The organism is Xanthomonas rydalmerensis (assembly GCF_033170385.1).
In the GTDB taxonomy this organism is placed as follows: Bacteria; Pseudomonadota; Gammaproteobacteria; order Xanthomonadales; family Xanthomonadaceae; genus Xanthomonas_A; species Xanthomonas_A rydalmerensis.
Map to the genome: position 1 here is coordinate 1,458,746 of NZ_CP126170.1, position 23,996 is coordinate 1,482,741.

At 70.4% G+C, this 23,996-nt stretch carries 17 protein-coding genes; 10 read left to right on the forward strand and 7 right to left on the reverse strand.

Annotated elements, in window-relative coordinates; genetic code table 11:
• Window positions 1-59 precede the first annotated feature (59 nt).
• From QN245_RS06055 to QN245_RS06065, 3 genes are all read left to right on the forward strand, one after another.
• Window positions 60-1,115, forward strand: a complete 1,056-nt coding sequence (locus QN245_RS06055; protein ID WP_317844814.1) for a sensor histidine kinase — start codon at window positions 60-62, stop codon at window positions 1,113-1,115.
• Entirely contained in the window at window positions 1,112-1,852 is a 741-nt protein-coding gene (locus QN245_RS06060) for a LytR/AlgR family response regulator transcription factor (RefSeq protein ID WP_184446940.1), read from the forward strand. The genes QN245_RS06055 and QN245_RS06060 overlap by 4 nt, the downstream gene beginning before the upstream one ends.
• Window positions 1,853-1,955: 103 nt before the next feature.
• The gene (locus tag QN245_RS06065) at window positions 1,956-3,089 is read left to right on the forward strand and encodes an acyltransferase family protein (protein ID WP_317844815.1); all 1,134 of its coding nucleotides are present in this window, start codon (window positions 1,956-1,958) and stop codon (window positions 3,087-3,089) included.
• Window positions 3,090-3,280: 191 nt separating this feature from the next.
• Here QN245_RS06065 and pqqE read toward each other — a convergent pair whose 3' ends face one another.
• The 5 genes from pqqE to pqqA form a co-directional block, all read right to left on the reverse strand.
• Window positions 3,281-4,402: a pyrroloquinoline quinone biosynthesis protein PqqE gene (pqqE, locus tag QN245_RS06070; protein ID WP_317844816.1), complete on the reverse strand. Its 1,122-nt coding sequence runs from the start codon at window positions 4,400-4,402 to the stop codon at window positions 3,281-3,283.
• Window positions 4,399-4,677, reverse strand: coding sequence for a pyrroloquinoline quinone biosynthesis peptide chaperone PqqD (pqqD, locus tag QN245_RS06075; RefSeq protein ID WP_160969795.1), 279 nt, complete (start codon window positions 4,675-4,677; stop codon window positions 4,399-4,401). Before pqqD ends, pqqE begins: the two co-directional genes overlap by 4 nt.
• Window positions 4,674-5,420 (reverse strand): pyrroloquinoline-quinone synthase PqqC, encoded by a 747-nt coding sequence (pqqC, locus tag QN245_RS06080; RefSeq protein WP_317844817.1) that lies wholly within the window; start codon window positions 5,418-5,420, stop codon window positions 4,674-4,676. Before pqqC ends, pqqD begins: the two co-directional genes overlap by 4 nt.
• 34 nt (window positions 5,421-5,454) lie before the next feature.
• Entirely contained in the window at window positions 5,455-6,354 is a 900-nt protein-coding gene (pqqB, locus tag QN245_RS06085) for a pyrroloquinoline quinone biosynthesis protein PqqB (RefSeq protein ID WP_317844818.1), read from the reverse strand.
• 64 nt (window positions 6,355-6,418) lie between these two features.
• Entirely contained in the window at window positions 6,419-6,499 is an 81-nt protein-coding gene (gene pqqA / locus QN245_RS21500) for a pyrroloquinoline quinone precursor peptide PqqA (protein WP_010344287.1), read from the reverse strand.
• 264 nt (window positions 6,500-6,763) lie between these two features.
• On the opposite strand from pqqA, the gene QN245_RS06090 reads away from it, so the two are divergent.
• Entirely contained in the window at window positions 6,764-8,917 is a 2,154-nt protein-coding gene (locus QN245_RS06090) for a RelA/SpoT family protein (protein ID WP_317844819.1), read from the forward strand.
• A gap of 114 nt (window positions 8,918-9,031) precedes the next feature.
• The gene (locus tag QN245_RS06095) at window positions 9,032-10,555 is read left to right on the forward strand and encodes a hypothetical protein (protein ID WP_425612946.1); all 1,524 of its coding nucleotides are present in this window, start codon (window positions 9,032-9,034) and stop codon (window positions 10,553-10,555) included.
• 297 nt (window positions 10,556-10,852) lie between these two features.
• On the opposite strand, the gene QN245_RS06100 is transcribed toward QN245_RS06095, so the two are convergent.
• On the reverse strand, window positions 10,853-12,949 hold the full coding sequence (locus QN245_RS06100; RefSeq protein WP_317844821.1) for a glycosyltransferase: 2,097 nt from the start codon (window positions 12,947-12,949) through the stop codon (window positions 10,853-10,855).
• 93 nt (window positions 12,950-13,042) lie between these two features.
• On the opposite strand from QN245_RS06100, the gene mrcB reads away from it, so the two are divergent.
• From mrcB to QN245_RS06125, 5 genes are all read left to right on the forward strand, one after another.
• Window positions 13,043-15,475, forward strand: coding sequence for a penicillin-binding protein 1B (gene mrcB, locus QN245_RS06105; protein WP_317844822.1), 2,433 nt, complete (start codon window positions 13,043-13,045; stop codon window positions 15,473-15,475).
• A gap of 23 nt (window positions 15,476-15,498) precedes the next feature.
• Window positions 15,499-16,020, forward strand: a complete 522-nt coding sequence (locus tag QN245_RS06110) for a tetratricopeptide repeat protein (protein ID WP_317844823.1) — start codon at window positions 15,499-15,501, stop codon at window positions 16,018-16,020.
• A 179-nt stretch (window positions 16,021-16,199) separates the two neighbouring features.
• Window positions 16,200-18,206, forward strand: coding sequence for a DNA repair helicase YoaA (gene yoaA, locus QN245_RS06115; protein ID WP_317844824.1), 2,007 nt, complete (start codon window positions 16,200-16,202; stop codon window positions 18,204-18,206).
• Between the two features lie 61 nt (window positions 18,207-18,267).
• The gene (gene tsaB / locus QN245_RS06120; RefSeq protein ID WP_317844825.1) at window positions 18,268-18,972 is read left to right on the forward strand and encodes a tRNA (adenosine(37)-N6)-threonylcarbamoyltransferase complex dimerization subunit type 1 TsaB; all 705 of its coding nucleotides are present in this window, start codon (window positions 18,268-18,270) and stop codon (window positions 18,970-18,972) included.
• The gene (locus QN245_RS06125) at window positions 18,969-19,889 is read left to right on the forward strand and encodes an ADP-ribosylglycohydrolase family protein (RefSeq protein ID WP_317844826.1); all 921 of its coding nucleotides are present in this window, start codon (window positions 18,969-18,971) and stop codon (window positions 19,887-19,889) included. Before tsaB ends, QN245_RS06125 begins: the two co-directional genes overlap by 4 nt.
• Before the next feature lie 148 nt (window positions 19,890-20,037).
• Here QN245_RS06125 and QN245_RS06130 read toward each other — a convergent pair whose 3' ends face one another.
• Window positions 20,038-23,037, reverse strand: coding sequence for a TonB-dependent receptor (locus QN245_RS06130; RefSeq protein WP_317844827.1), 3,000 nt, complete (start codon window positions 23,035-23,037; stop codon window positions 20,038-20,040).
• Window positions 23,038-23,996: the final 959 nt, after the last annotated feature.

Here is a 23,996-nt window from a genome sequence, read left to right on the forward strand (position 1 = left end):
CGATCATGAACCCGCCCTCTTGTCCGCCACGGGCAGGCGCCCTCGCTGCCGGCGGTGCGATGTCCACTCCGAAAGCGCTGACCGGGTTGTGGGTGGCGTTCTGGCTGCTCATGATCGGCGTGTCCGTGCAGGAGCGCCTGAGCAACCCGCAGACCCACTGGTGGGAAGGGGTGCTGTCGGAGGGAAGTTCCGCGGTGGTCGCGACCGGCTGGATCTGGCTCGCCGTGCGCGTGCGCGGACGTTATGCGGCCTATCTGGACCGGCCGCTGATCTGGTTCGGCAGCTACCTGCGCTGGTTGCCGGTGATCGCCGTCACCTTCATCGTGGCGGTGTATGCGCTGCGGCACGGGATCTATGCCGCAATGGGCTTCACCTACGAGCATCCGGGCTGGCGCTCCCTGTTCGTGTACGAGACCACCAAGCTGAGCGTCTTTGTCGGCCTGTGGCTGGGGATTCTGTTCGGGCTCGAGTCCCATGACCAGTGGCAACTGCAGCGGAACCGTCTGCTGCAGACGCAGAAGGCGCTGGCCGAGGCACAGCTGGCGCAGCTTCAGGGGCAGCTGCGGCCGCATTTCCTGTTCAACGCGCTCAACACGGTCTCCTCCGTGATGCACAGCGACGTGGAACGCGCCGACCGCCTGTTGGCCGCACTCGGCGACCTGCTGCGCACCAGCCTTGGCACCATCGAGAACGAGATGACGCCGCTGTCCGCGGAACTGCGCACACTCGAGCGCTATGCGGACATCATGCGAGAGAGGTTCCGCGATCGGGTGACGCTGACATGGCAGGTGGACCCCACACTGCTCGATGCCAGTGTCCCTGCGCTCCTGCTGCAGCCCTTACTGGAGAACGCGTTCAAACATGCCGTCGAGCCCACGTTGGTGCCCGTCGCCATTGCGGTCAGTGCGCGACACGCAGGCGGCTCGCTGGAGATCGTGGTCCACAATTCCTGCTCCGCCCTGCCGGCGCCGGGGACGCAGGACGGGGTGGGGTTGCGCACCTGCCGGGCGCGCCTGGGCATCCTCTACGGCGCTGCCGCCTCCTTGATTGTGCGTAACGAAGGCGACGGCGTTGCCGCGCGCGTCTCGATCCCGCTGGCGGAGCCCAGGCGATGATCCGCGCCGTGATCGCCGACGACGAAGCGCCCGCGCGCGAAAAGCTCGAGCGCTGGTTGGCGGAGCAGCCCGGCATCGCGGTGGTCGGATCGGCCGAGGACGGATTGTCCGCGGCCCTGTGCATCAAGCAGCAGCGCCCGCACGTGGCCTTTCTCGACATCCAGATGCCCACGCTGTCTGGGCTGCAGGTCGCGGCGCAGCTCGAGCCGTCGAGCGCGCCGCTGATCGTGTTCGTGACCGCCTTCGATGCGCATGCCGTGAAGGCGTTCGACCTCAATGCGATCGACTACCTGCTCAAGCCTTACGACCGCGACCGGCTCGCGCTGACCGTGCAGCGTGTGCGCGAGCGGCTCAGCGCGCACGAGTCCGGGGCCGCGGCGGTGGCGATGGGACGCGCGCGCACCCCTGCATGCGAGCGCCTGCTGGTGCCCGATGGCGAGCGGCTACAGTTGATCGATGCGACCTCGATCGAATGGCTGGAGGCAGACGGCAACTACGTGCATGTGCATACCGCCGCGCGCACCTATCTGATGCGCAGGACGCTGCAGGACCTACTGGCGCAGCTGGGCGAACAGCGCTTCGTCCGCATCCACCGGTCGGCCGCGGCGAACCTCGCCTGCATTGGATCGCTGACGCCGCTGTTCAAGGGCGACTACGACCTCCATCTCCGCAACGGCCGCACCCTGCGGCTCAGCCGGCGCTATCGCGACGCCTTGTTCGCGCGCATGGGCGGGTAGCGTCCGCCTCGCCCCGGCGGGCCTCCTTTCACCCCAAATCCGCTGCTGGCCGGCTGCCGTTCGCTCAGGCTCCCCGGTATCGCGGAGAACAGGGGCCCAATCGATGCTTGCCACCACACGCCCGCAGGAGCGTTACGATTTCCTGGACTGGTTGCGCGTCATCGCCATTTTCGTCCTGTTCTTCTTCCATACCGGGATGATCTTCGTCGGCTGGGGCTGGCATATCGTCAACAGCCAGACCATTCCGTCGCTGCAATGGCCGATGGATATCGCCCACCGCTTGCGCATGCCGTTGCTGTTCGTCGTCGCAGGGGCCGGCATGTGGTTCGCGCTGCAGCGGCGCAGTACCGGGCAGTTCCTGCAGGAACGGACGAAGAAGCTGCTTTTGCCACTGATCGTCGGCATGTTCCTGGTCGTGCCGCCGCAGATCTACTACGAGCGGCTGCTGCATGGACAATGGAGCGGACGCTATCTGGATTTCTACCTGACACGCGTTCTGCAATTGAAGTTCTACCCGGCCGGGGATTTCGGCTGGCACCACCTGTGGTTCATCCTGTACCTCTACGCGTACGTCCTGTTGCTGCTTCCCGGGATGCTGTGGTGGAGGCGAGCCGCAAGGCGGATCGCGCCAGGAACGTGGCTGTTCCTGCTGGGAATTCCGCTCGGCATCAACGAAGCCCTGCTGAAGCCGCGGTTCCCGGAGACGCACAATTTCGTCAGCGATTGGTACATCTTCGGCCAATACCTGCTGCTGACGGCATATGGATACTTCATGGCATCCATGCCCGGTGTCTGGAAGTGGCTCTCCGATATGCGCAGGTGGTCGCTGGTCCTGGGGCTGGCGGCGTTCTTCTTGTTGATCTCGCTGTTCAGTCTGGGGGTCATCGAGCACGACTCCCTGATCGATCAGGTGGGCGCCAATGTCTTCACCTGGCTGTGGATGATGGTGTTTCTCGGTTACGGCTACCGCTATCTCTCGCGGACGAACCGGGTGCTTGCCTGGGCGAAAGACGCAAGCTATCCCGTTTACATCCTGCACCAGACGATCATTGTCATCCTCGGCTACTACGTCATCCAGTGTTCGTGGGGGCCCTGGATCAAATACGTCGTCATCCTGCTCCTCAGCATGGCCGCGTGCCTTGTGCTCTACGAGGGAGGCCTGCGCAGGTTTGCATGGCTGCGCCTTGTTTTCGGGATGAGGGAAAAGCTTCCGCGCCCCGGTCGTCTTTCGAAATGACGGTTGCTTTTGGCCGCCTGTACTTTCCATCGTGGGTGCCGGCGCCGAAGAAGCCGTGGTTCTTCAACTTGGAAGCCAGGCGCGCAATGGCCGTGACGGCAATCCGGGCAGCGGAATGCGCTGCAATGTAGCCGCACGTCGTGACGGCGCGTGGCCGGCAAGATTGCCGCCGGCCACGCCGGCTCGACAGCTCAGTCGTCGGCGGCCGCGGCTGTGGCCGGCGCGCGCGGCGGCCGCCGGTATACGAAGGCCGGCGCCGGCGCGGCGGCCTCGCGCTGCGCCAGCGCCTGCAGCGCGGCGTGCGCCGGGGCGCGTTCGCAGACCGGGTCCAGCGTGGCGGCGTCGCCGCTCAGCGCCAGCGCCTGGCAGCGGCAGCCGCCCCAGTCGACCTCGCGCTTCGGGCAGCCCTGGCACACCTCCGGCATCCACGCGCTGCCGCGGAAGCGCACGAAGGCCTCGCCGTCTTCCCAGATCGCCGCCAGCGGCCGTGTGCGCAGGTTCTCGAACACCATGTCCGGCATGGTCTCGGCGGCATGGCAGGGCAGCACGTCGCCGCGCGGGGAGATGTTGACGAAGCGCTGGCCCCAGCCGCCCATGCAGGCCTTGGGCCGGTGCGCGTAGTAGTCGGGGGTGACGAAATCGATGTGCAGGCGGTCCTGCAGCCGCAGGCGGGCGGCGTCCACCGCGGCCACGGTGGCGTCGATCTGCGCGCGGCTGGGCATCAGCGCGGCGCGATTGCGCAGGCCCCAGCCGTAGTATTGGGTATGGGCCACTTCCAGGCGTTCGGCGCCGAGGTCCAGCGCCAGCTCGATCATCGCCGGCACGCGTTCGGCGTTGTGGCGGTGGATCACCGCATTGATCGTCAGCGGCAGGTCGAGGGCGCGCACTGCCTTGGCGAACGCGCGCTTCTTCGCCAGGCTGTCGCGGTAGCCGGCGATGCGGTCGGCACCGGCGGCGTCGGCGTCCTGGATGCTCAGCTGCACGTGTTCCAGCCCGGCCGCGGCCAGGGCGGCCAGCATCGGCGCGCCGCCGGCCACGCCGGAGGTGATCAGGTTGCTGTACAGGCCCAGCGCGCGCGCATGCGCGACCAGCGCGGGCAGATCCTTGCGCAGCATCGGTTCGCCGCCGGAGAAATGCGCCTGCAGCACGCCCATCGCCGCGGCCTGGTCCAGCGCCGAGCGCCAGCCGGCGGTGTCCAGTTCCTCGCGCAGGCCGGCCAGTTCGATGGGGTTGGAGCAGTACGGGCAGGCCAGCGGGCAGCGGTGGGTCAGCTCCAGCAGGATCGACAGCGGCGGCGGCACCGGCGCGCTCATGCGCGCAGCAACCGCTTGGCGTGCAACTGCTGCGCCAGCTCGCACACGTCGCGTGCGACCTCGTCCGGCTCGGCCTCGAATTCGGCGGCCAGTTCCGCGGCGATCGTCGCCAGGCTGCGATTGCCATCGCAGCGCGAGACGATGGCGTGGGCGATCTCGTCCAGTTCGATCACCCGCTCCGGCGCCAGCAGCACCCATTGCGCGCGGGCGCGGTCGTGCTGCAGGCGCACGCCGGCGGCGAGCCGTGGCTGGCTGCTGGCGTCCAGTACGCTCATGCCGGGGCCTGCGCCGGGTCCGGGGCGAACGCGTCCGGCCAGGCCACGCCCGGCTGCACGTAGGCGAAGTGCAGCGCGTCCAGTTGCGACCACAGCACGCCGCACTTGAAGCGCAACGCGTCCTGCACCAGTTGCTGCTTCTCCACGGTGTCGGCGTGGTGCTTGACGTAGTCGAGGGCGAAGTCCGAATCGCGCGGCGCCTCGTGCAGGCGATGCTCGAAATACGCCAGCGCCTCGCGCGAGACGAAATCGTAGTGCTGCAGCATGCCGGCGACGCGGTGGCTGATGATGCCCGGCGCGAACAGTTCGGTGAGCGACGACGCGATGGCCTCGAGCAGGCTCTTCTCGCGCACGAAGTGCAGGTAGCCCTGCACCGCGAAGCGGGTGCCGGGCAGCAGGCCGCGGCCGGACTGCACCAACTCGCGATCCAATCCCAGCGCGTCGGTCAGGTGCAGCCAGCGGGCGATGCCGCCTTCGCCGTCGGCGCTGCCGTCGTGGTCGACGATGCGCTGGCGCCAGATCCGGCGCAGCGCCGGGTCGTCCATGCGCGCCAGGATCGCCGCGTCCTTGAGCGGGATGCAGCGCTGGTACTCGTAGCGGTTCAGCGCCCAGGCCTGGACCTGGCCGCGGTTCAGGCGCCCGCTGTGCAGCAGGGCGTGGAAGGGATGCTGGTCGTGGTACAGCCGCGCGCCGATCGCGCGCAGCGCGGTTTCCAGCTGCTCGGGGCTGAGCAATGTGGTCACGGGCTCGGTCTCGCAGGGGCTGTGTGGTGCGGGATCACAGTGCGATCTCCATGCCGTCGTGGGCCACGTCCCAGCCGTGCGCGGCGACCGTGGCGCGCTCGGGGGAGGCGGCGTCGAGGATCGGGTTGGTGGTGTTGATGTGGATGAAGACCTTGCGTGCCACCTGCAGGTCGGCGAAGGCGCGCAGGGTGCCCGCCTCGCCATCGATGCTCATGTGGCCCATGCGCTGGCCGGTCTTGGCGCTGACGCCAAGCTGCACCAGTTCGTCGTCGCGCCACAGGGTGCCGTCGAAGAACACCAGCTCGGCGCCGCGCAGGCGCTCGCGCAGGGCATCGGTCAATACGGCGCAGCCGGGGATGTAGTGCACGCGGTGCCGGCCGTCGTCGATGGTCAGGCCCAGCGTCTCCTCGGCGGAGCCGGCCAGGTCGCCGCTGTGGCGGCTTTCCATGAACAGCGGCACCTTGCCCGGCACCGCGAACGGCGTGACCTGCAGCCCCAGCAGCGACAGCGGCGTGTCCAGGGAGAAGGGGTGGCGATGCACATAGGCAGGGTGCAGCGCGTCGAACACCGGGTTCTGCGCCAGCAGCTCGAGTACACGGCCACTGGCGTACAGGTCGAAGCGCTGGCTTTCGCGCATCGACAGCAGGCCGGCAATGTGGTCGATCTCGCCGCTGGTCAGCAGCACCGCCTCGATCGGCGAATGGCGCTGCTCGCGTTGCGGCCACAGCGCTGGGGTGGCCAGCACCTGCTGGCGGAAATCGGGCGAGGCGTTGATCAGCAGCCAGCGCTGGCGGTCGACGCTGACCGCGATGCTGGCCTGGGTACGGCGTTGGGCACCCGGATGTTGCTGCCACGCGCGTTGGCTCGCGGGCGTGTGGCAGTTCCACTGCGGGTGCCCTCCGCCTGCCGCCGATCCCAATACGATGAGGTGCATCCGGTCTCCGTCTTTAGCGCATGGCCGGTCGCGCGTCGGTCGCGGGAAGGGAGGAGCGCGCGGGTCAGAGCTCGCCGGAGGCGTAGCAGTTGATTTCCGCGCCGACGCAGATCTCGCGGATCACAGGCTTGTTCCACTTCTTCATGTGCGTTCCTCTTCGAGTCGGTCTAGGGGTCGACGGCCGCGGCGCATGCAGGACAGAAGCGGGTGGCCGTCGCGTTCGAGCATAGGCGCGGGGGTCGGGGCGGTTGTGAAATTCCGGTAAAAGCGCCGCAAGTCGCAACCGGGTCACAGTGAGCTGGCGGTGCGTATCTGCGCCGCACGCCGCGGGCGCGCCGTCGGCGCAATTGTGAGAACGCGCACAAGCGCGCTAGTGTAGGCGGCACCGTTTCGTCGACTGCGTCCGTCCTTGAACCACACCGCCCACTCCGGCCTGGAGGCGTTGCTGCAGCGCCCGGCGGCCGCGACCCTGGCGCCCGCCCTTCGCGCGGCGCTGTTGCAAGCCTGGCAGGACCAGCCCGAGCCACCGCGGCTGCCGTGGCCGGTGCTGGCCGATACCCTGGACGCGCTGGCGCTGCTGTCCGCCGACGAGGCCGCGCTGCTGGCCGCGCTGCTGTTCGACCTGCCGGGCCTGCGCGCACAGTTGCCGCAGCTGCCGGTGGAACCGCCGGCACGGGCGCAGGCGGTCACCGGGTTGCTGGACGCGCAGGACGCCGCCGACCAGGTGTGGGCGCTGCACGCCGGGCGCGAGGCCGGGCGCAACAGCGAGGGCCTGCGCCGGCTGCTGCTGTCGATCGTGCAGGACCTGCGGGTGGTGCCGATCCTGCTAGCGCGGCAATTGGCGCAGATGCGCGTGGCCGACAAGGCACCGGAGGCGCAGCGCCGCGCACTTGCCCAGCTGACCCGCGACATCCACGCGCCGCTGGCCAACCGCCTGGGTATCTGGCAGCTGAAATGGGAGCTGGAGGACCTGGCGTTCCGGCACCTGGAGCCGGACACCTACCGGCGCATCGCCCGCGAGGTCGACGAGAGCCGGGTGGCGCGCGAGCGCTACATCGAGGCGGTCAAGAAGATCCTGTCCAAGGCGCTGGCCGAGCAGGGCCTGCGCGCGGAGATCAGCGGGCGGCCCAAGCACATCTACAGCATCTGGCGGAAGATGCAGAAGAAGCGGCTGGCCTTCGACCAGCTCTACGACCTGCGCGCGGTGCGGGTGATGGTCGACGATGTCGCCGCCTGCTATGCGGCACTGGGCGTGGTGCACGCGCTGTGGGCGCCGGTGCCCAGCGAGTTCGACGACTATATCGCCCGGCCCAAGGCCAACGACTACCGCTCGCTGCACACCGCGGTGGTCGGCCCGGAAGGGCGCACGATCGAGGTGCAGATCCGCACCCACGACATGCACGCGCAGGCCGAGCTGGGCGTGGCCGCGCACTGGAAATACAAGGAAGGCGGCAAGGGCGCGGAGAAGGCCTTCGACCGCAAGATCACCTGGATGCGGCAGCTGCTGGAGCAGTCGCAGGACGGCGAGCAGGGTGGGCTGGCCGGCGCGCTGGACGCCGAACTGGTCGAGGACCGGGTCTATGCGTTGACCCCGATGGGCGAGGTGATCGACCTGCCGCAGGGCGCCACCCCGCTGGATTTCGCCTACCACGTGCACACCATGGTCGGGCACCGCTGCCGCGGCGCCAAGGTCAACAACCGCATCGTGCCGCTGACCCACAAGTTGCGCAGCGGCGACCGCGTGGAGATCCTCACCGGCAAGGAGGCCGAACCGCGCCGCGACTGGCTGCTGCCGGCCAACGGCTACCTGGCCAGCGGACGCTCGCGCGACAAGGTGCGCGCCTGGTTCCACAAGCTCGACCGCGCGCGCAACGTGCAGGCCGGCAAGGAACTGCTGGAACGCGAACTCAAGCGCCTGGGACTGCAGCAGGCCGACCTGCTGCCGGCGGCGAAGAAGTTCCATGCCGATGGCGTGGAGGAGCTGTACATCCAGGTCGCGCTGGGCGACGTCGGCCCCAGTCAGGTCGGGCGCGCCCTGCACGAGGCCGAGCGTGCCGCGGCGCAGCCGGCCGTGCCGGCCATGCCACGGCCGACCGCCCGCCGCACCGGGCTGGGCAAGTCCAAGTTCACCGTGCAGGGCGTGGGCAATCTGCTGGTGCAGCTGGCGCGCTGCTGCCAGCCGGTGGCCGGCGAGCCGATCGCCGGCTACCTGACCCGTACCCGCGGCGTCACCGTGCACCGCAGCGACTGTGCCGCATTCGCGCGGCTCGCCGCGGGCAACCCGCAGCGCGTGCTGCCGGTGGAGTGGGGCCAGGCCGGCGGCGGCTACGAGGTCGACGTGCTGGTGCGCGCGGTGGACCGGCGCTGGCTGCTGAAGGACATCACCAACCTGATCGCCCAGGAAGAGGCGCACGTGCTGGAGATCAACAGCGACAACGTGCGCGACAGCGGCCTGGCGCAACTGCGGTTGCGGCTGAAGGTCGGCGATTACGGGCAACTCTCCACCTTGCTCGGCAAGCTCGATGCGCTGCCGGGCGTGCACGAGGCGCGGCGGCTGGGCTGAGGCGGCTGCGGGGCGGCCTCAGGCGTGCCCGCGGCCGGTCCGCCACCCAGGCGGGTGGCTGGCGCCACGCACAGCTGTTCGTCATCGGCGCACCGCTAAGCTTGCGCGGTGAGCATGCCGCCAGATCAGGTCAGGGACGAACCCGAGCGCAGGCAGCGGCCAGTGCCGCCGTGGCGCGATCGGCGTGTCTGGCGCTGGGCGCTGGCGGTGCTGCTGGTGCTGGGCATGGCCGTGGTGGTGTTCCGCCGCCCGCTGGCCGACCTGATCTGGCCGGAGACGCGCATCCAGCAATTGCTCGACCAGGGCCACGCGGCACTGCGCGCGGGCCGGCTCAGCGCCGCCGACGGCAGCGGCGCGCGCGAGCGTTTCGAGGCCGCGCTGGCGCTGGACAGCGACCGCATGCAGGCGCGCGTCGGGCTGGCCGCGACCGGGCGCGCGGCGCTCGGGCAGGCGCGCGCGGCGCTGGCCGCCGGCCGCTACCCGCAGGCGCACGCGGCGCTGGCCCTGGCGCGCGCGCTGCAGGTGCCGCGCGCCGATGCCGATCGCATCGAGGCGGCGTTGCGCACGCGCGAGGCCGCGCACGCCGGCATCGATCAACTGCTGCAGCGGGCGGCGCAGGCGCGCCGCGACGGGCATCTGGACGATGGCCCGGACGCGGCGCTGCCGCTGTACCAGCGGGTGCTCGAGTTCGCCCCGGAGCGCACCGCGGCGCTGGAAGGCCGCGAGGATGCGCTGTCGGAACTGCTGCAGCACGCGCGTACTGCGCTGGTGCGCGGCGACCTGGCAGGCGCCGCGGCGCTGGTGGAGCGCGCGCGCGGCTACGACGCCGGCCATGTCGACCTGCCCGAGACCCAGGCGGAGCTGAATCGGGCGCTGGAGCGCCTGCAGCGCGAGGCCGAACAGGCCCTGCGCCGGCAGCGCCTGGACACGGCGGCGCGCGCCTTCGCGCAGTGGCGCGCGGCGGTGCCGGATGCGGCCGGCGCCAACGACGGCCTGGAGCGGGTGGCCGCGGCCTATGCCCTGCAGGCGAGCCGTGCCGCCGCCGATTTCCGTTTCGGCGAGGCCGAGCGCGCGCTGCGCAAGGGCCAGGCGCTGGCACCCGACAGTCGCGCTCTGGCCGATGCCAGGCAGGCGCTGCAGCGCGCCCGTCAGAGCCAGGCGACGCCGCAATCGCGGATATCGCCGGCCGAGCGCGAGCGGCGCCTGCAGCGCCTGCTGGCCGATCTGCAGGCCGCCGAGGCGCGAAGCGACTGGTTGACCCCGCCTGGCGCCAGCGCCTACGACAGCTTGCTGGCGGCGCAGATCCTGGCGCCGCGCGATGCGCGGGTGCGCGCGGCCGAGCAGCGCGTGCTGGCGGCGCTGCGGCGCTGTTTCGACGATGCCATGCGCGGCAACCGGGTGCTGGCGGCCAGCGCCTGCTACGACGCCTGGCGCGCATTGGCGCCGGGCGGCAACGGCCTGGCCAGCGCCCGCCGGCGCCTGGCGCAGCGCTGGCTGGCGGTCGGCGACGAGCGCCTGAGCGGCGGCGATGCCGCCTTCGCGCGGCAGGCGCTGCAGCGCGCCCGCGCGATCGATCCGGCCACCCCGGAACTCGCCGCGTTCGAGCGTCGCCTGCGCAGCCTCAGTCCGGGGCGCTAGCGTGTGCGATGCAGGTGAGGTCTTGCGTTGGCCGAGGCGGTGAGGCGTCGGGGCTGAAGCCCCTCCCGCAGGGAGCGCTCGGATGTTCCTGCGAGCGTCGCGTGTGTGGAGACGCCGCCTGCCTCGTTGCCTGTATCGTCGTTCGTATCGTCCGTAGGAGCGGCTTCAGCCGCGACGAAGCGTTACCGGAACACCTGTTCTGTGCGGCGCGCGCGTGCAGCTGCGCAGCACGGCCCGAGCAGCGGCGATGCGAGGGACTTCAGTCCCGACCCGATAGACCGCAACGCCCGTCGGGGCTCAGTCCAGGAACGCCTCGCGCACGGTGGCGCGGGCGGCGTCCAGCGAGAAGTGGGTCTCGATGTTGCGCAGGCCGTTGTCGGCCAGCCGCTGCCACAGCACCGGATCGGCGTAGAGCCGCGCGATGGCGTCCGCGAACGCCGCGGCGTCGTCGGCGATGAGCACGTCCTCACCGTCGCGCAGGTGCATGCCTTCCACCGCGCACGCGGTGGCCACCACCGGCTGGCCGTGGGCCATGCTCAGGTTGACCTTGCCCTTGACCCCCGCGCCGAAACGCAGCGGCGCCACGGCGATGCGCATGCCATCCATGTAGGCGGCGATGTCGGGCACGTGGCCGAGCAGTTCGACACCGGCGGTGGCCTCGCCGAGGCGGCGGATGTCCTCCGGCATGTCCGCGCCGATGCAGTGGAAGCGCACCTCCGGCAGGCGCATGCGCACCGCCGGGAACACCTCCTGCAGGAACCAGCGCACTGCGTCCACGTTGGGCGCATGGCGGAAGCCGCCGACGAACACCAGGTCGCGACGCTGCGCCCACGGCAGGCCGGGGCCGGCGACCTCGTGCAGGTTGGAGATCAGCGCCGTGCGCACCTGCGGCGCCTCGCGCTGCAGCTGTTCGCGTTCGACCGCGCTGACCAGCACGGTCACATCGACCTGCGCCATCACCTCCAGCTCGCGCATGCGGGTGCGCTCGGCCTCGCGCAACAGGCGCGCATCGCCGGCGAGTTCGGCGCCGCGGCGCTCGCGCAGGTAGTGCAGGTCCACGGTGTCGAACAGCCGCCGCGCCTGCGGGGCGAACCGGCGCAGCAGCGGCAGGCAGGCGTGGGCGACGTGGTGGCGCACCAGCAGCACGCTGTGGAACCGCGTGCCGTGCTGCTGCAGGAACCAGGTGAGGTTCTTCAAATAGGGCGCGTACCACACCTCCACGCCGAGCCGCTGCAGCGCCTCGCTGTGGCGGCTGGCATAGCTGCGCTCGCTGGGCACGAACACCACGTGCGCGCCTTCCTGCAGCAGCAGGCGGATCAGGTTGAGCTGGCGCAGCGAAGCGGAGTCGCGGTCCGGCTGCGGCAGCGCTTCGTCCAGGATCAGCACCTGGCGCTGCTGCCGGTGCAACAGGGCCGGCGTCGGCACCTCGCCGGGCGCGAGGTGTTGCGGCAGCACCTCGGCCCACTTGGCGGCGAAGATCGCGCGGTTGCGCACCTGGTAGGCCTTGACCCCGCTGCTGGTGTCGGTGCCGTTGCTGGTGCCTTCGTCGTGCACCACGCGGCTGGCCGGCTGCACCAGTGTGCGCAAGCCGGCGGCGCGCACCGCGAAGGCGAGGTCGGTGTCTTCGTAGTAGGCCGGCATGTAGCGGGTGTCGAAGCCGCCCAGTGCCAGGAAGCGCGCGCGTTCGATCGCCAGTGCCGCGCCGCTGCCGTAGTCGACGTCGCGCAGGTAGGCGTAGCGCGGATCGTCGGGCGATTCGAAGCGGCCGTAGCTCCACGCGCTGCCGTCGGCGAAGACCGTGCCGCCGGCGTCCTGCAGGCGGCCGTCGGGATACAGCAGTTGCGCGCTGACCAGGCCGGCCTCCGGCACCTGCGCGAAGGTGTCCAGCAGCGCGTCCAGCCAGCCCGGCTGCGGCACCGTGTCGTTGTTGAGGAACACCAGGTAGCGGCCCTGCGCGCGCGCGGCGCCGTCGTTGCAGGTGGCGATGAAGCCGCCGTTGCGCTCGCGCACGTGGTAGTGCAGGCCGACCACCTGCGGCAAAAACTGCGCGGTGGCGTCGCTGCTGCCGTCGTCGATCACCAGGATCTCGCAGGGCGCGGCCGGCGGGTGCGCGGCCAGCGCGCGCAGGCAGGTGAGAGTATGGTCGACGTGGTTGTAGACCGGGATCACGATGCTGACCAGCGGCGCCGGACTGTTCGGCACCGCGAACGGCGCGAACGGTGCAGGCGCCACCGTGAACAGCGCGCGCTGCGGCGGCGGCAGCGGTTGCGCATGCACGCGCAGGCGTTGCCAGGTGCTGCGCCAGCCGCGCGTGCGCAGGCTGGTCAGGCCGCGCCGGACCAGGCCGGCCAGGCGGTTCAGGGCGTAGCGCGCATTCGCCCACGACATCGACATCCGGTACCACTCCAACTTAAACGAAGAGGCCCCCGCGCCGCGCTGCCCGCTGGGCTGCGCTAGACTCGGCGGAATTTACATTCTCGCATTCCCGTGCCCCGACGCTACGACGATCACGACACCGACGATCAGGACGACGCCCTGGACAGCCCCGCCGCAGTATGGCGCCGGCGTCTGCTCACCTGGGGCCTGGCCGCCGCCGCACTCGGCCTGGGCTTCCTGATTCCGTATACGGTCTATCTGAACAAACAGGTCACCCAGCGTTTCGGCGAACTGCGCTGGCAGATTCCCACCCGCGTGTACGCGCGGCCGCTGGTGCTGGCGCCGGACACGGCGATGGACCCGCAAACGCTGAAGACCGAACTGGATGCGGCCAGCTATCGCGCCGACGCCGGCGCCGAGCGTCCCGGCAGCTACCAGCAGGACGGCAGCCGCTTCGTCATCGCCAGTCGCGGCTACGTCGACGTCGACGGCCGGGTCGCGCCGCGCCGCATCGAGGTCGGCCTGGGCGGCGGTCGCGTGGTGGCGCTGCGCGATGCGCAGACGCGCAAGTCGCTCAAGGCCGCGCGCCTGGATCCGGCGCGCATCGCCACGCTGTACGGACAGAAGCAGGAAGAGCGGCGCCTGGTGCGCGTGGACGAGGTGCCGGAACTGCTGGTCACCGGCCTGCAGGCGGTGGAAGACCGCGACTTCAACTCGCACCACGGCATCGACCTCAGCGGCATGGTCCGCGCGGCCTGGGTGATGGTGCGTTCCGGCGGCAAGAGCCGGCAGGGCGCCAGCACCCTGACCCAGCAGCTGGCGCGCAGCGGCCTACTCGGCATCGGCAAGGAACAGACCGTCACCCGCAAGTTCAACGAGATCCTGTACGCGCTGATCATGGAGGCGCGCTACGACAAGCGCACCATCCTGGAGGCGTACCTCAACCAGGTGTACCTGGGCCAGCGCGGCAGCCAGGCGGTGCATGGCGTGGCCTCGGGCGCGGAGTTCTGGTTCGGCCGCGAACTCGACGCGCTGGCGCCGGAACAGGTGGCGCTGCTGATCGGCCTGGTCAAGGGGCCGTCCTACTACGACCCGCGGCGCTATCCCGAGCGCGCGCTGGATCGGCGCAACTTCGTGCTGGGCAAGCTGCGCGAGAGCGAGCTGATCGACGAGCCGACCTATCGCAAGGCGCTGGCCGCGCCGCTAGGCGTGCCGGCCAATCCCGGCCTGGTCGCCGCCAACCGCTTCCCGGCCTATGTCGACCTGGTGCGGCGCCAGCTGGCGCGCGATTACCCGGAAAGCGCGCTGCAGGGCGCCGGCCTGAGCGTGCTCACCGGCATGTCGCCGTCGGCGCAGGCCTATGCCGAGGGCGCGGTGACCCGCACCATCACGTCGTTGGAAACCAACAAGAAGCGCCCGCCGCTGCAGGCCGGGCTGGTGCTCACCGACACCCACAACGGCGAGGTGCTGGCGGTGGTCGGCAGCCGCGATGTGGCCCAGCCCGGCTTCAACCGCGCGATCGAGGCGCAGCGCCAGGTCGGTTCGCTGCTCAAGCCGTTCGTGTACCTGCTGGCGCTGGCGCAGCCGGACCGCTATTCGCTGGCCAGCTGGGTCGACGACACCCCGGTCACCGTGCAATTGGGCCGCGGCCGCAACTGGAGTCCGGGCAATTCCGATGGCCGCAGCCATGGCACGGTGCGCGTGGTCGATGCGCTGGCGCACTCCTACAACCAGGCCACGGTGCGCATCGGCATGCAGGTCGGGCCGGAGCGCGTGGCGCAGCTGGTGAAGGTGCTGGCCGGCATCGAGGCCGAGGTCAATCCCTCGCTGATTCTCGGCGCGACCGACCAGAGCCCGTACGCGATGGCGCAGCTGTACCAGTTCCTGGCCTCCGGCGGCGAGATCCAGCCGCTGCATGCGGTGCGCGGCGTGCTCGATCCGCAGGGCAAGCTGCTCAAGCGCTACGACAAGACCCCGGCGCCGGCGCAGGAGGGCGACTCCATCGCCGCCAACCTGGTCGGCATGGCGCTGCAGCAGGTGGTCAGCAACGGCACCGCGCGGCAGTTGCTCAGCGATGGCCTGGGCAAGCTGTCGCCGGCCGGCAAGACCGGCACCAGTAACGACGGCGTGGACAGCTGGTACGCCGGCTACACCGGCGATCACCTGGCGGTGATCTGGATCGGCAACGACCAGAACAAGCAGACCGGCCTGTACGGCGCCACCGGCGCGATGCGGGTGTGGTCGGGCATCTTCTCGCGGCTGCCGAGCGCGCCGTTGCAGGTGCAGGGCAAGGGCATCGACTGGCAGTGGATGGATCCGGTGGGGTACAACAGCACCGACCCGAGCTGCCCCGGCGCGCGCCAGTTCCCGTTCGTGGTCGGTTTCGTGCCCGCGTATGCCGCCTGCACGCCGCCGCAGGCGCTGCCGGACGAGGCCGCGCCCGCCGAGGGCGAGCGCCAAGGCGGCGGCTGGCGTAGCTGGTTCGGCCTGGACAAGAAGAAAGACCCGCCTGCCGACGCGGCCGCGCCGCCGCCGGCGCATTGATTCCCGGATTCCGGATACCGCTCATGACCCCACGTATTCCCGCCATCGCCGCCCTCAGCCTGCTGCTCGCCTCCTGCGTCAGCGCGCCGCCGCCGCCGCCCCCGGCCGCGCCGGTGGACACCACCACGCCGGCGCAGCGCATCGCCGCGATCGACGCCAGCGGCGGCGCCGACGACACCGAACTGAGCGTGCAGCCGCTGCGCGATCCGGAAGTCGAGGACCTGCGCGAGAGCGCCAAGCGCAAGCGCACCGCCGGCGATTTGGCCGGTGCCGCCGCAGCGTTGGACCAGGCGCTGAAGCTGGTGCCGGAGGACCCGGCGCTGCTGCAGGACCGCGCCGAAGTGGCGCTGCTGCAGAAGGACGATGCGCAGGCCGAAGCCTTCGCCAAGCGCGCCATCGACCTTGGTTCGCAGACCGGCCCGCTGTGCCGCCGCCACTGGGCGACCATCGAACAGGCGCGCCTGGCCCGCGGCCAGAAGGAAAACGCCGCCTCGGCGCATGCGCAGATCGCGGGGTGCACGGTGCCGGGGATCAAGAGGTACTGAGGGCGGGGATTGGGGAGTTGGGATTGGGGATTGGCAGGAGCGCATTTCCGCGCGTGCAGGCTGAAGTCCCTCGTTGGCGTGTCCTGCGGCTTGTTGGGCGAACGCACTGATCCGCGACGCACGCGCCTTCTGCTTTTACCAATCCCCAATCCCGACTCCCCAATCCCGGCAGCACCCCCATGTCCTTAGCCCATGCCAGCACCGAAGCGCTCAGCGAAGGCGGTGCGCTTGCGCGCCAGCTCGATGCCTTCGTGCCGCGGCCGGCGCAGTTGCGGTTGACCGCGGCGATCGCCGAGGCGTTCGAGCAGCGCGACGTGCTGCTCGCCGAGGCCGGTACCGGCACCGGCAAGACCTATGCGTATCTGGTGCCGGCGCTGCTGTCGGGGCTGAAGACCATCGTCTCCACCGGCACCCGCGCGCTGCAGGACCAGCTCTATCACCGCGATCTGCCGCGGGTGCGGGCGGCGCTGGGCGTGGGCCTCAGCAGCGCGCTGCTGAAGGGGCGCGCCAATTACCTGTGCAAGTACCGCCTGGAGCAGGCCCGCGGCGAGCCGCGGTTCACTGCGCGCGAGCAGGTCGCGCAGTTCCAGCGCATCGTCGCCTGGAGCGGGCGTACCCGCTTCGGCGACATCGCCGAACTGGACGCGCTGGCCGACGATTCGCCGCTGCTGCCGCTGGTCACCTCCACCGTGGACAACTGCCTGGGCACCGAGTGTCCGTTCTGGGGCGAGTGCTTCGTGGTGCAGGCGCGGCAGCGCGCGCAGGCCGCCGACCTGGTGGTGGTCAACCACCACCTGCTGCTGGCCGACCTGGCATTGAAGCAGGAGGGCTTCGGCGAGATCCTGCCCGGCGCGCAGGCCTTCGTGATCGATGAAGCGCACCAGTTGCCGGAATTGGCGGCGAACTTCTTCGGCGAAGGCTTCGGCATGCGCCCGCTGCAGGAACTGGCGCGCGATTGCGTGGCCGAGAGCCTCCATGTCGCCGGCGCGCTGGCCAGCCTGCAGCCGCCGGTGCAGGCGATCGAGCAGACCCTGCGCGAACTGCGCGCGGCGATGGAGGGCCTGCCGGCGCGCGGCACGCAGTGGCGACTGCTGGCCAAGCCGCAGGTGCGCGACGGTTTCGATGCGCTGCTGGCCGATCTGGCGCGGCTGCAGGAGCCGCTGGCGGTGCTGCGCGAGGCCTCGCCCGGTTTCGACGCCTGCGCGGCGCGCGCGCGCGAACTGCGCACGCGGCTGGGCCGCTGGCTCGGCGAGGATGCGCCGATTCCGGATTTCGAGGCCGAGCCGGAAGCGGACGCGCCGTCCAACGACGTGCTGTGGTACGAGCTGACCCCGCGCGGCTTCCGCTGCCAGCGCACGCCGCTGGATGTGTCCGGGCCGCTGCGCGCGCATCGCGAGGCCTCGCGCGCGGCCTGGGTGTTCACCTCGGCGACGCTGGCGGTGAAGGGCGAGTTCGAGCACATCGCCACGCGCCTGGGCCTGAGCGACCCGATGACCTTGCTGCAGCCCAGCCCGTTCGACTGGGCGCGGCAGGCATTGTGCTACCTGCCGGCGCTGCCCGATCCCGCCGCGCGCGGCTTCGGCACGGCGCTGATCGCCGCGCTGCAGCCGGTGCTGGAGGCCTCGCAGGGCCGTGCCTTCCTGCTGTTCGCCTCGCACCGCGCGCTGCGCGAGGCGGCCGAGGCACTGCGCGACGGCCCCTGGCCGCTGTTCGTGCAGGGCGAGGCGCCGCGCGCGACCTTGCTGCAACGCTTCCGCGCCTCCGGCAACGGCGTGCTGCTCGGCTCGGCCAGCTTCCGCGAGGGCGTGGACGTGGTCGGCGATGCGTTGAGCGTGGTGGTGATCGACAAGCTGCCGTTCGCCGCCCCCGACGATCCGGTGTTCGAGGCGCGCCTGGACGCGATCCGCCGCGACGGCGGCAACCCGTTCCGCGACGAACAGTTGCCGCAGGCGGTGATCGCGCTCAAGCAGGGCGTGGGCCGGCTGATCCGCAGCGAGCGCGATCGCGGCGTGCTGGTGCTGTGCGACCCGCGCCTGCTGAGCAAGTCCTACGGCCGCACCTTCCTGGAGTCGCTACCGCCGTTCGCCCGCACCCGCGACGTGGAGGACGTCCGCCAGTTCTTCGCCGCCGAATCCCCGACGCTGGGCGATAATCCCGACACGGGCACGTCGCCGCCATCCGACTAGCCGACGCGCCGCTCTTGCTTTTGCGAATCCCCAATCCCGAATCCCCAATCCCGGCTTCTCAATGAATCTCCTCGCCTTCGAAACCTCCACCGAAGCCTGCTCCGTCGCCGTGCTGGTCGGCGGCCGCGTGCTGGAGCGCTTCGAACTGGCGCCGCGGCGGCATGCCGAGTTGGCGCTGCCCTGGGCCGAGCAATTGCTGGCCGAGGCCGGCATCGGCCGCCGCCAGCTCGATGCGGTGGCCTTCAGCCGCGGCCCTGGCGCGTTCACTGGGGTGCGGCTGGCGATCGCGGTCGCGCAGGGCATCGCCCTGGCCCTGGACCTGCCGGTGCTGCCGGTGTCCACGCTGCAGGTGCTGGCGCTGCGCGCGCCAGCGGATGCGCCGCGGGTGCTGGTGGCGATCGATGCGCGCATGGGCGAGGTCTACGCCGCTGCCTACGCGCGGCAGGCAGATGGCAGCCTGCAGGCCCTGACCGCGGAGCAGGTGCTGAATCCGGAAGCTTTCGTGTTGCCGGAGCCGGAGGCGGCCTGGGCCGCGGTGGGTACCGGGCTGGCGGCGGTCGATGGCAGCTTGCAGCGCCGCTTCGGCACGCATTGGCGCAGCGCCGATGCGCAGGCGCTGCCGCACGCCGCCGACCTGCTGACCCTCGCCGCGGCCGCGTACGCGCGCGGCGACGGGATCGCGCCGGAACGCGCCGAGCCGGCCTACCTGCGCGACAACGTCGCCCTGACCCTGGCCGAGCAACAGGCGCAGCGGGCCGCACGATGACCGGTGGCGTTGCGCCTGGCGGCCGCTTCCGCGGCTGTCTGCTGGGGCTGGCGGTGGGCGACGCGCTGGGGACCACGCTGGAATTCAAGGCGCCCGGCAGCTTCGCGCCGATCGACGACATGGTCGGCGGCGGCCCGTTCGAGCTGCAGCCGGGGCAGTGGACCGACGACACCTCGATGGCGCTGTGCCTGGCCCACAGCCTGTTGTACCGGCAGGGCTTCGACGCCGCCGACCAGATGAACCGCTACTGCAACTGGTACCGGCACGGCTACCTGAGCAGCACCGGCACGTGTTTCGACATCGGCAACACCGTGCGCGCGGCGCTGGAGCGCTACCTGCAGGGCGGGCCGGCGTTCAGCGGCAGCGACGATCCGCGCGCGGCCGGCAACGGCGCGCTGATGCGGCTGGCGCCGGTGGCGATGTTCTATGCGCAGCGCCCCGACGAACTGGCCGAGCGCGCCGCCGACAGTTCCCGCACCACCCATGCCGCGGCCGAGGTGCTGGATGCCAGCCGGCTGTTCGCCTTCCAGCTGCGTGCCGCGCTGCGCGGCGACGCTCGTGCGCACGTTCTGCAGCCGGCGGACGCACCACCGATGCAGACCCCGGCGCTGCGTGCGCTGGCCGTGCGCGACCACGCGGCGGTGCCGGCAACGCAGATCCGCGGCACCGGCTACGTGGTCGATGCCCTGTCGGCGGCGCTGTGGTGTTTCGCCACCACCGAGTGCTTCGCCGACGCGGTGCTGCGCGCGGCCAACCTGGGCGACGACGCCGACACCACCGCGGCGATCTGCGGACAGTTGGCCGGCGCCTTCTACGGCCTCGATGGGATCCCCGCGGCCTGGCGCACGCGCGTGCAGGATGCCGCCGAGATCGTGGCCTTGGCCGATCGCCTGCACGCGGCCAGCCTCGCACCCTGAGGCCTTGCACGGTGCCGACCGCCAGCGGCCGGCACCCGTGCGTACCGCCAGCGCGCCTCGGAGCGGCCAACAAAACGACTGCGCAGCCGTCAGGCCGGCGCGGACGCCACCGACCTGGCGACTGCTCGCGACGTTTTGTCAGCCACGCTTAGTAGTCGTAGCTGACGCTCAACCGCAGCGAGCGCGGCGCCTGGCGCAGCAGGGCCGCGCCATACACCGGGTCCGGGTTCCCCGGGCCCGTCTCCGAGTACGGATACTTCCACAATGTGGCCTGGCCGTTGAAGACGTTGAACACGTCCAGGGTAAAGGCCAGTTTGCGCTCGGCGTAGGCCGGCCGCCACGACACGCCGAGATCCAGTTGCTGCAGCCACGGCAGGCGACCCTGGCTGCCTGGAGGCGCCGGTTGACCATCGTAGTAGTGATAGGCAATGCCATAGCCGGAGGGGTCGCTGTGGTCGGGGCCGTAGGAACCCAGTGCACTGAACGGCGAACCGGAGATCAGCTTGAGGTTGGCCGACACCAGCCATGCGGGGTTGATCTGGTAGTAGCCGTAGAACTTGAATTGATGGGTGTGGTCGTTGCTCTGCGGGCCGTTGGTGTGCTCCATCAGCTGCGCATAGTCCCAGGCCTGGGTGGTGGATACCGCGGTCTGGCCGATGCCCGACAGCAACTGGCCCTCGGTGGTGCCGTAGCTGCGCGACCAGGTGTAGTCGAAGCGGCCGTACCAGCGCTGGTCGAACGGATGCTCCAGCGACAGGTTGAGTCCGTAGTAGTTGCGCTTGAACGCGGGGAAGCCGAACTGCGCGTTGCTCAGCGGCACCTTGACGTAGTTGCCCGAGGTGTCGACCAGGGTGAAGGTGTTGGCCCGGCCCGGGTTGATCAGCCAGCAACTGACCGGATTGCTGTCCAGGGTCACCGTGTGCCCTTGCGCCGCGGCGGCGGCGAACACGGTCTCGCTGTCGCAGTAGTCGTCCACGCCGCTGCGCAGGACGCGGTAGGTACCCTTGGCGCCGTAGACCCAGCTGTCGCCCCACGCCTTGGTGAAGCCGAGGATGAACTCGTCCTGGAACGAGGGCTTGATGCCCTGCGTGGCGACGGTCTTGGGATCGGGCAGGATCCCGTAATAGTTGTTGGACGAGACCGCGCCGGAGATCTGGGTCAGGCCGGTCGGGTAGCCGTTGGCGTCGATGCCGCCGTAGGTGTAGTAGGTGGAAGTGGCCAGGGTGGCGCCAGCGGCGTTGAACGCCGGATTCAGTGGCAACGCCAGGTAGTAGCGGCCGGCGTTGCCGTACACCTTGAAGCGCGCATCGCCGTCGACATCCCAGCTGAAGCCTAGTCGTGGCGCCCATTGCCCGCTGGTCTGCTTGATGTACGGCGCGCCGTCGCGGTTGTAGTTGGTGAATTGGTCCAGGCGCAGGCCGAGGCTGAGCAGCAGCCGGTCGTTGACCTGCCAGTTGTCCTCCACGTACTGCGCGCGCTGCGCCGAGCGCACCGAGGCCAGTGCGCTGTAGATGTACTTGCGCACGTAATAGCCGTCCTGGCCGTTGGGGTAGCCGCCGGTGGCCGGGACGCCGAGCCCGGTGTTGATCGGCACGTTGGGACTGGCCTGGCCGTAGATCCAGTAATAGCCGTCGCCGGAGGCCACCGACCCGCGGTTGAGCGCGCGTGCGTTCTGGTTGTCGATGCCGATGGTGATGCTGTGCGCGCCGATGGCGTAGTTGAGGTCCAGGCGCAGGTTGTCCGTGCGGTTGCCGCGCGCGGGGTCGACCAGCAGCGAGGTGGTCTGTGCGTTGGTGATCGGGGTGCCGCCGGTGTAGGCCGGGTTCTGGAAGCCGGGGCTGGAGAGATAGGTCAGCGTGTCGTTGTAGCTGGGGTTGCGGCTGTAGTCGTCGGTGCGCTGCTGGCCGTACAGCGCGCTGAAGGTCAGGCGGTCGGTGAGGTAGCCGGTGTACTTGGCGCTCCACAGGTCGCCGCCGGTCTTGGTGGTGTCGGCATCCCCGCGCAGGGCGCCGATGTCGCGGCCGCTGTACTGGGAGTACGTGCCGCGCGTGATGTAGCGGCTGGAGGCGCCGGTGATCTCCAGCAGTTGGCTGTCGCTGATGTTCCAGTCGAGCTTGGCGTACCAGCTTGGCCGGCGGTACTGGTAGTCGTAGTAGTACGGCCCTGGGATGGTCTCGCGCGCACCGTAGAAGCGATCGCCGTCCTGGCGCTGCAGTTCGTAGGCGCCGAAGAAGAACAACCGGTCCTGGATCAGCGGGCCGCCGGCGTAGAGGCTCTGGCTGCTGAGCGTGGAGCCGCTCTTGCTGTCCGGCCGATACAGCGCGCCGTTGCCGGGCGCATACACGTCCTTCTGCGCGGAGCGCAGGCCGTCCGGTTCCCAGGTCGCCTGGCCACCGAAATGCCATTCGTTGCTGCCGCGCTTGCCGACGGCGTTGAGCACGCCGCCGTCGGAACGGCCGTACTTGGCGCTGTAGCCGCCGGTGTAGACCTCCAACTGATCGATGCTGCCGTAGGGCAGGGTCAGCCCGCCCAGCCCGCGCAGCGGGTCGGTGGTGTTGAAGCCATTGATGTAATACGCGTTCTCCGCCGACGAGGCACCGCCGAAGCTGAGCAATTGCGCGCCGGTCGGGCCGATGTAGGTACCGCTGCCGCTGTTGCCGGCCACGCCGGGCGCCAGTTGCGCGATGGCCTCTGCCGAGCGGCCCAGCGGCAGGCGCTGCAGTTGTTTGGCGTTGATCACCGTGCGCGAGTCCACGCTGCTGACGTCGATCGCGGCGGCGGCGCGGTCGGCGCTGACCTGCACGCCGGCCAGGCTGGTGGTGGCGGGGCTGAAGGAGACGTCGGTGACGGCACCGACGGTGAGGCTGACGCCGTCGCGGCTGCCCAACACACTGCCGTCGGCGCCCTTGGCGATGATGGTGTAGGTGCCCAGCGGCAACTGGCCGATGTTGTAGCGGCCGCGCGCGTCGACAGCGACCTCGCGACTGAGGCCGCTGTCGCTGCGCACCAGGATGCGCTGGGCATCGGCGGGCGCCTGGCCGGCGACGGCGCCGGTGGTGGACTGGGCCTGGGCCGGCGGAAGGGCGAGGGCGGCACTCAGTGCCAGAGCGAGCAGGGCGGGCCTGCGGAGGGAGCGGTGGTGGTGCATGCGGGGGCGGCTCGGATGGTAGTGGTGGGGCGGGGACCGCCGCGCCGACTCGAATCCGCCCGTCCTGGATGATGCGGTGTGCGCGGTAACGTTCCCCCGCTCCATTAACCTTAATGGGACGCCATCACAGAAATGCCGCGTCGTTATGTCGGCGGCAGCAATGGTTATGTCGCTCCCCCGCCGGGTGTTCCGGGCGGCCGTACCCTCACCCCAACCCCTCTCCCGGTGGGAGAGGGGCAGCGCTTCCCTTCTCCCCTCGGGAGAAGGTGCCCCGAAGGGGCGGATGAGGGTACGTGCGAAGCCTCGATCTGTTTACGACCGCCAGGCGTTGCGGGCGGCCGTACCCTCACCCCAACCCCTCTCCCGAGGGGAGAGGGGCGGCGCTTTCCTTCTCCCCCTCCGGAGAAGGTGCCCCGAAGGGGCGGATGAGGGTACGTGCGAAGCCTCGACCTGTTTGCGACCACGAGGCTTTGCGGGCGGCCGTACCCTCACCCCAACCCCTCTCCCGAGGGGAGAGGGGCAGCGCTTCTCCTTCTCCCCTCGGGAGAAGGTGCCCCGAAGGGGCGGATGAGGGTACGGGCGAAGCCTCGACCTGTTTGCGATCACCAGGCGTTGCGGGCGGCCGTACCCTCACCCCAACCCCTCTCCCGGTGGGAGAGGGGCTAGCGCATCTCCTTCTCCCCTCGGGAGAAGGTGCCCCGAAGGGGCGGATGAGGGTACGGGCGAAGCCTCGACCTGTTTGCGATCACCAGGCGTTGCGGGCGGCCGTACTCTCACCCCAACCCCTCTCCCGGTGGGAGAGGGGCTAGCGCTTCTCCTTCTCCCCTCGGGAGAAGGTGCCCCGAAGGGGCGGATGAGGGTACGGGGCGAAGCCTCGACCTGTTTGCGACCGCCAGGCTTTGCGGGCGGCCGGACCCTCACCCCAACCCTCTCCCCGCGGGAGAGGGGCTACTGCCTGT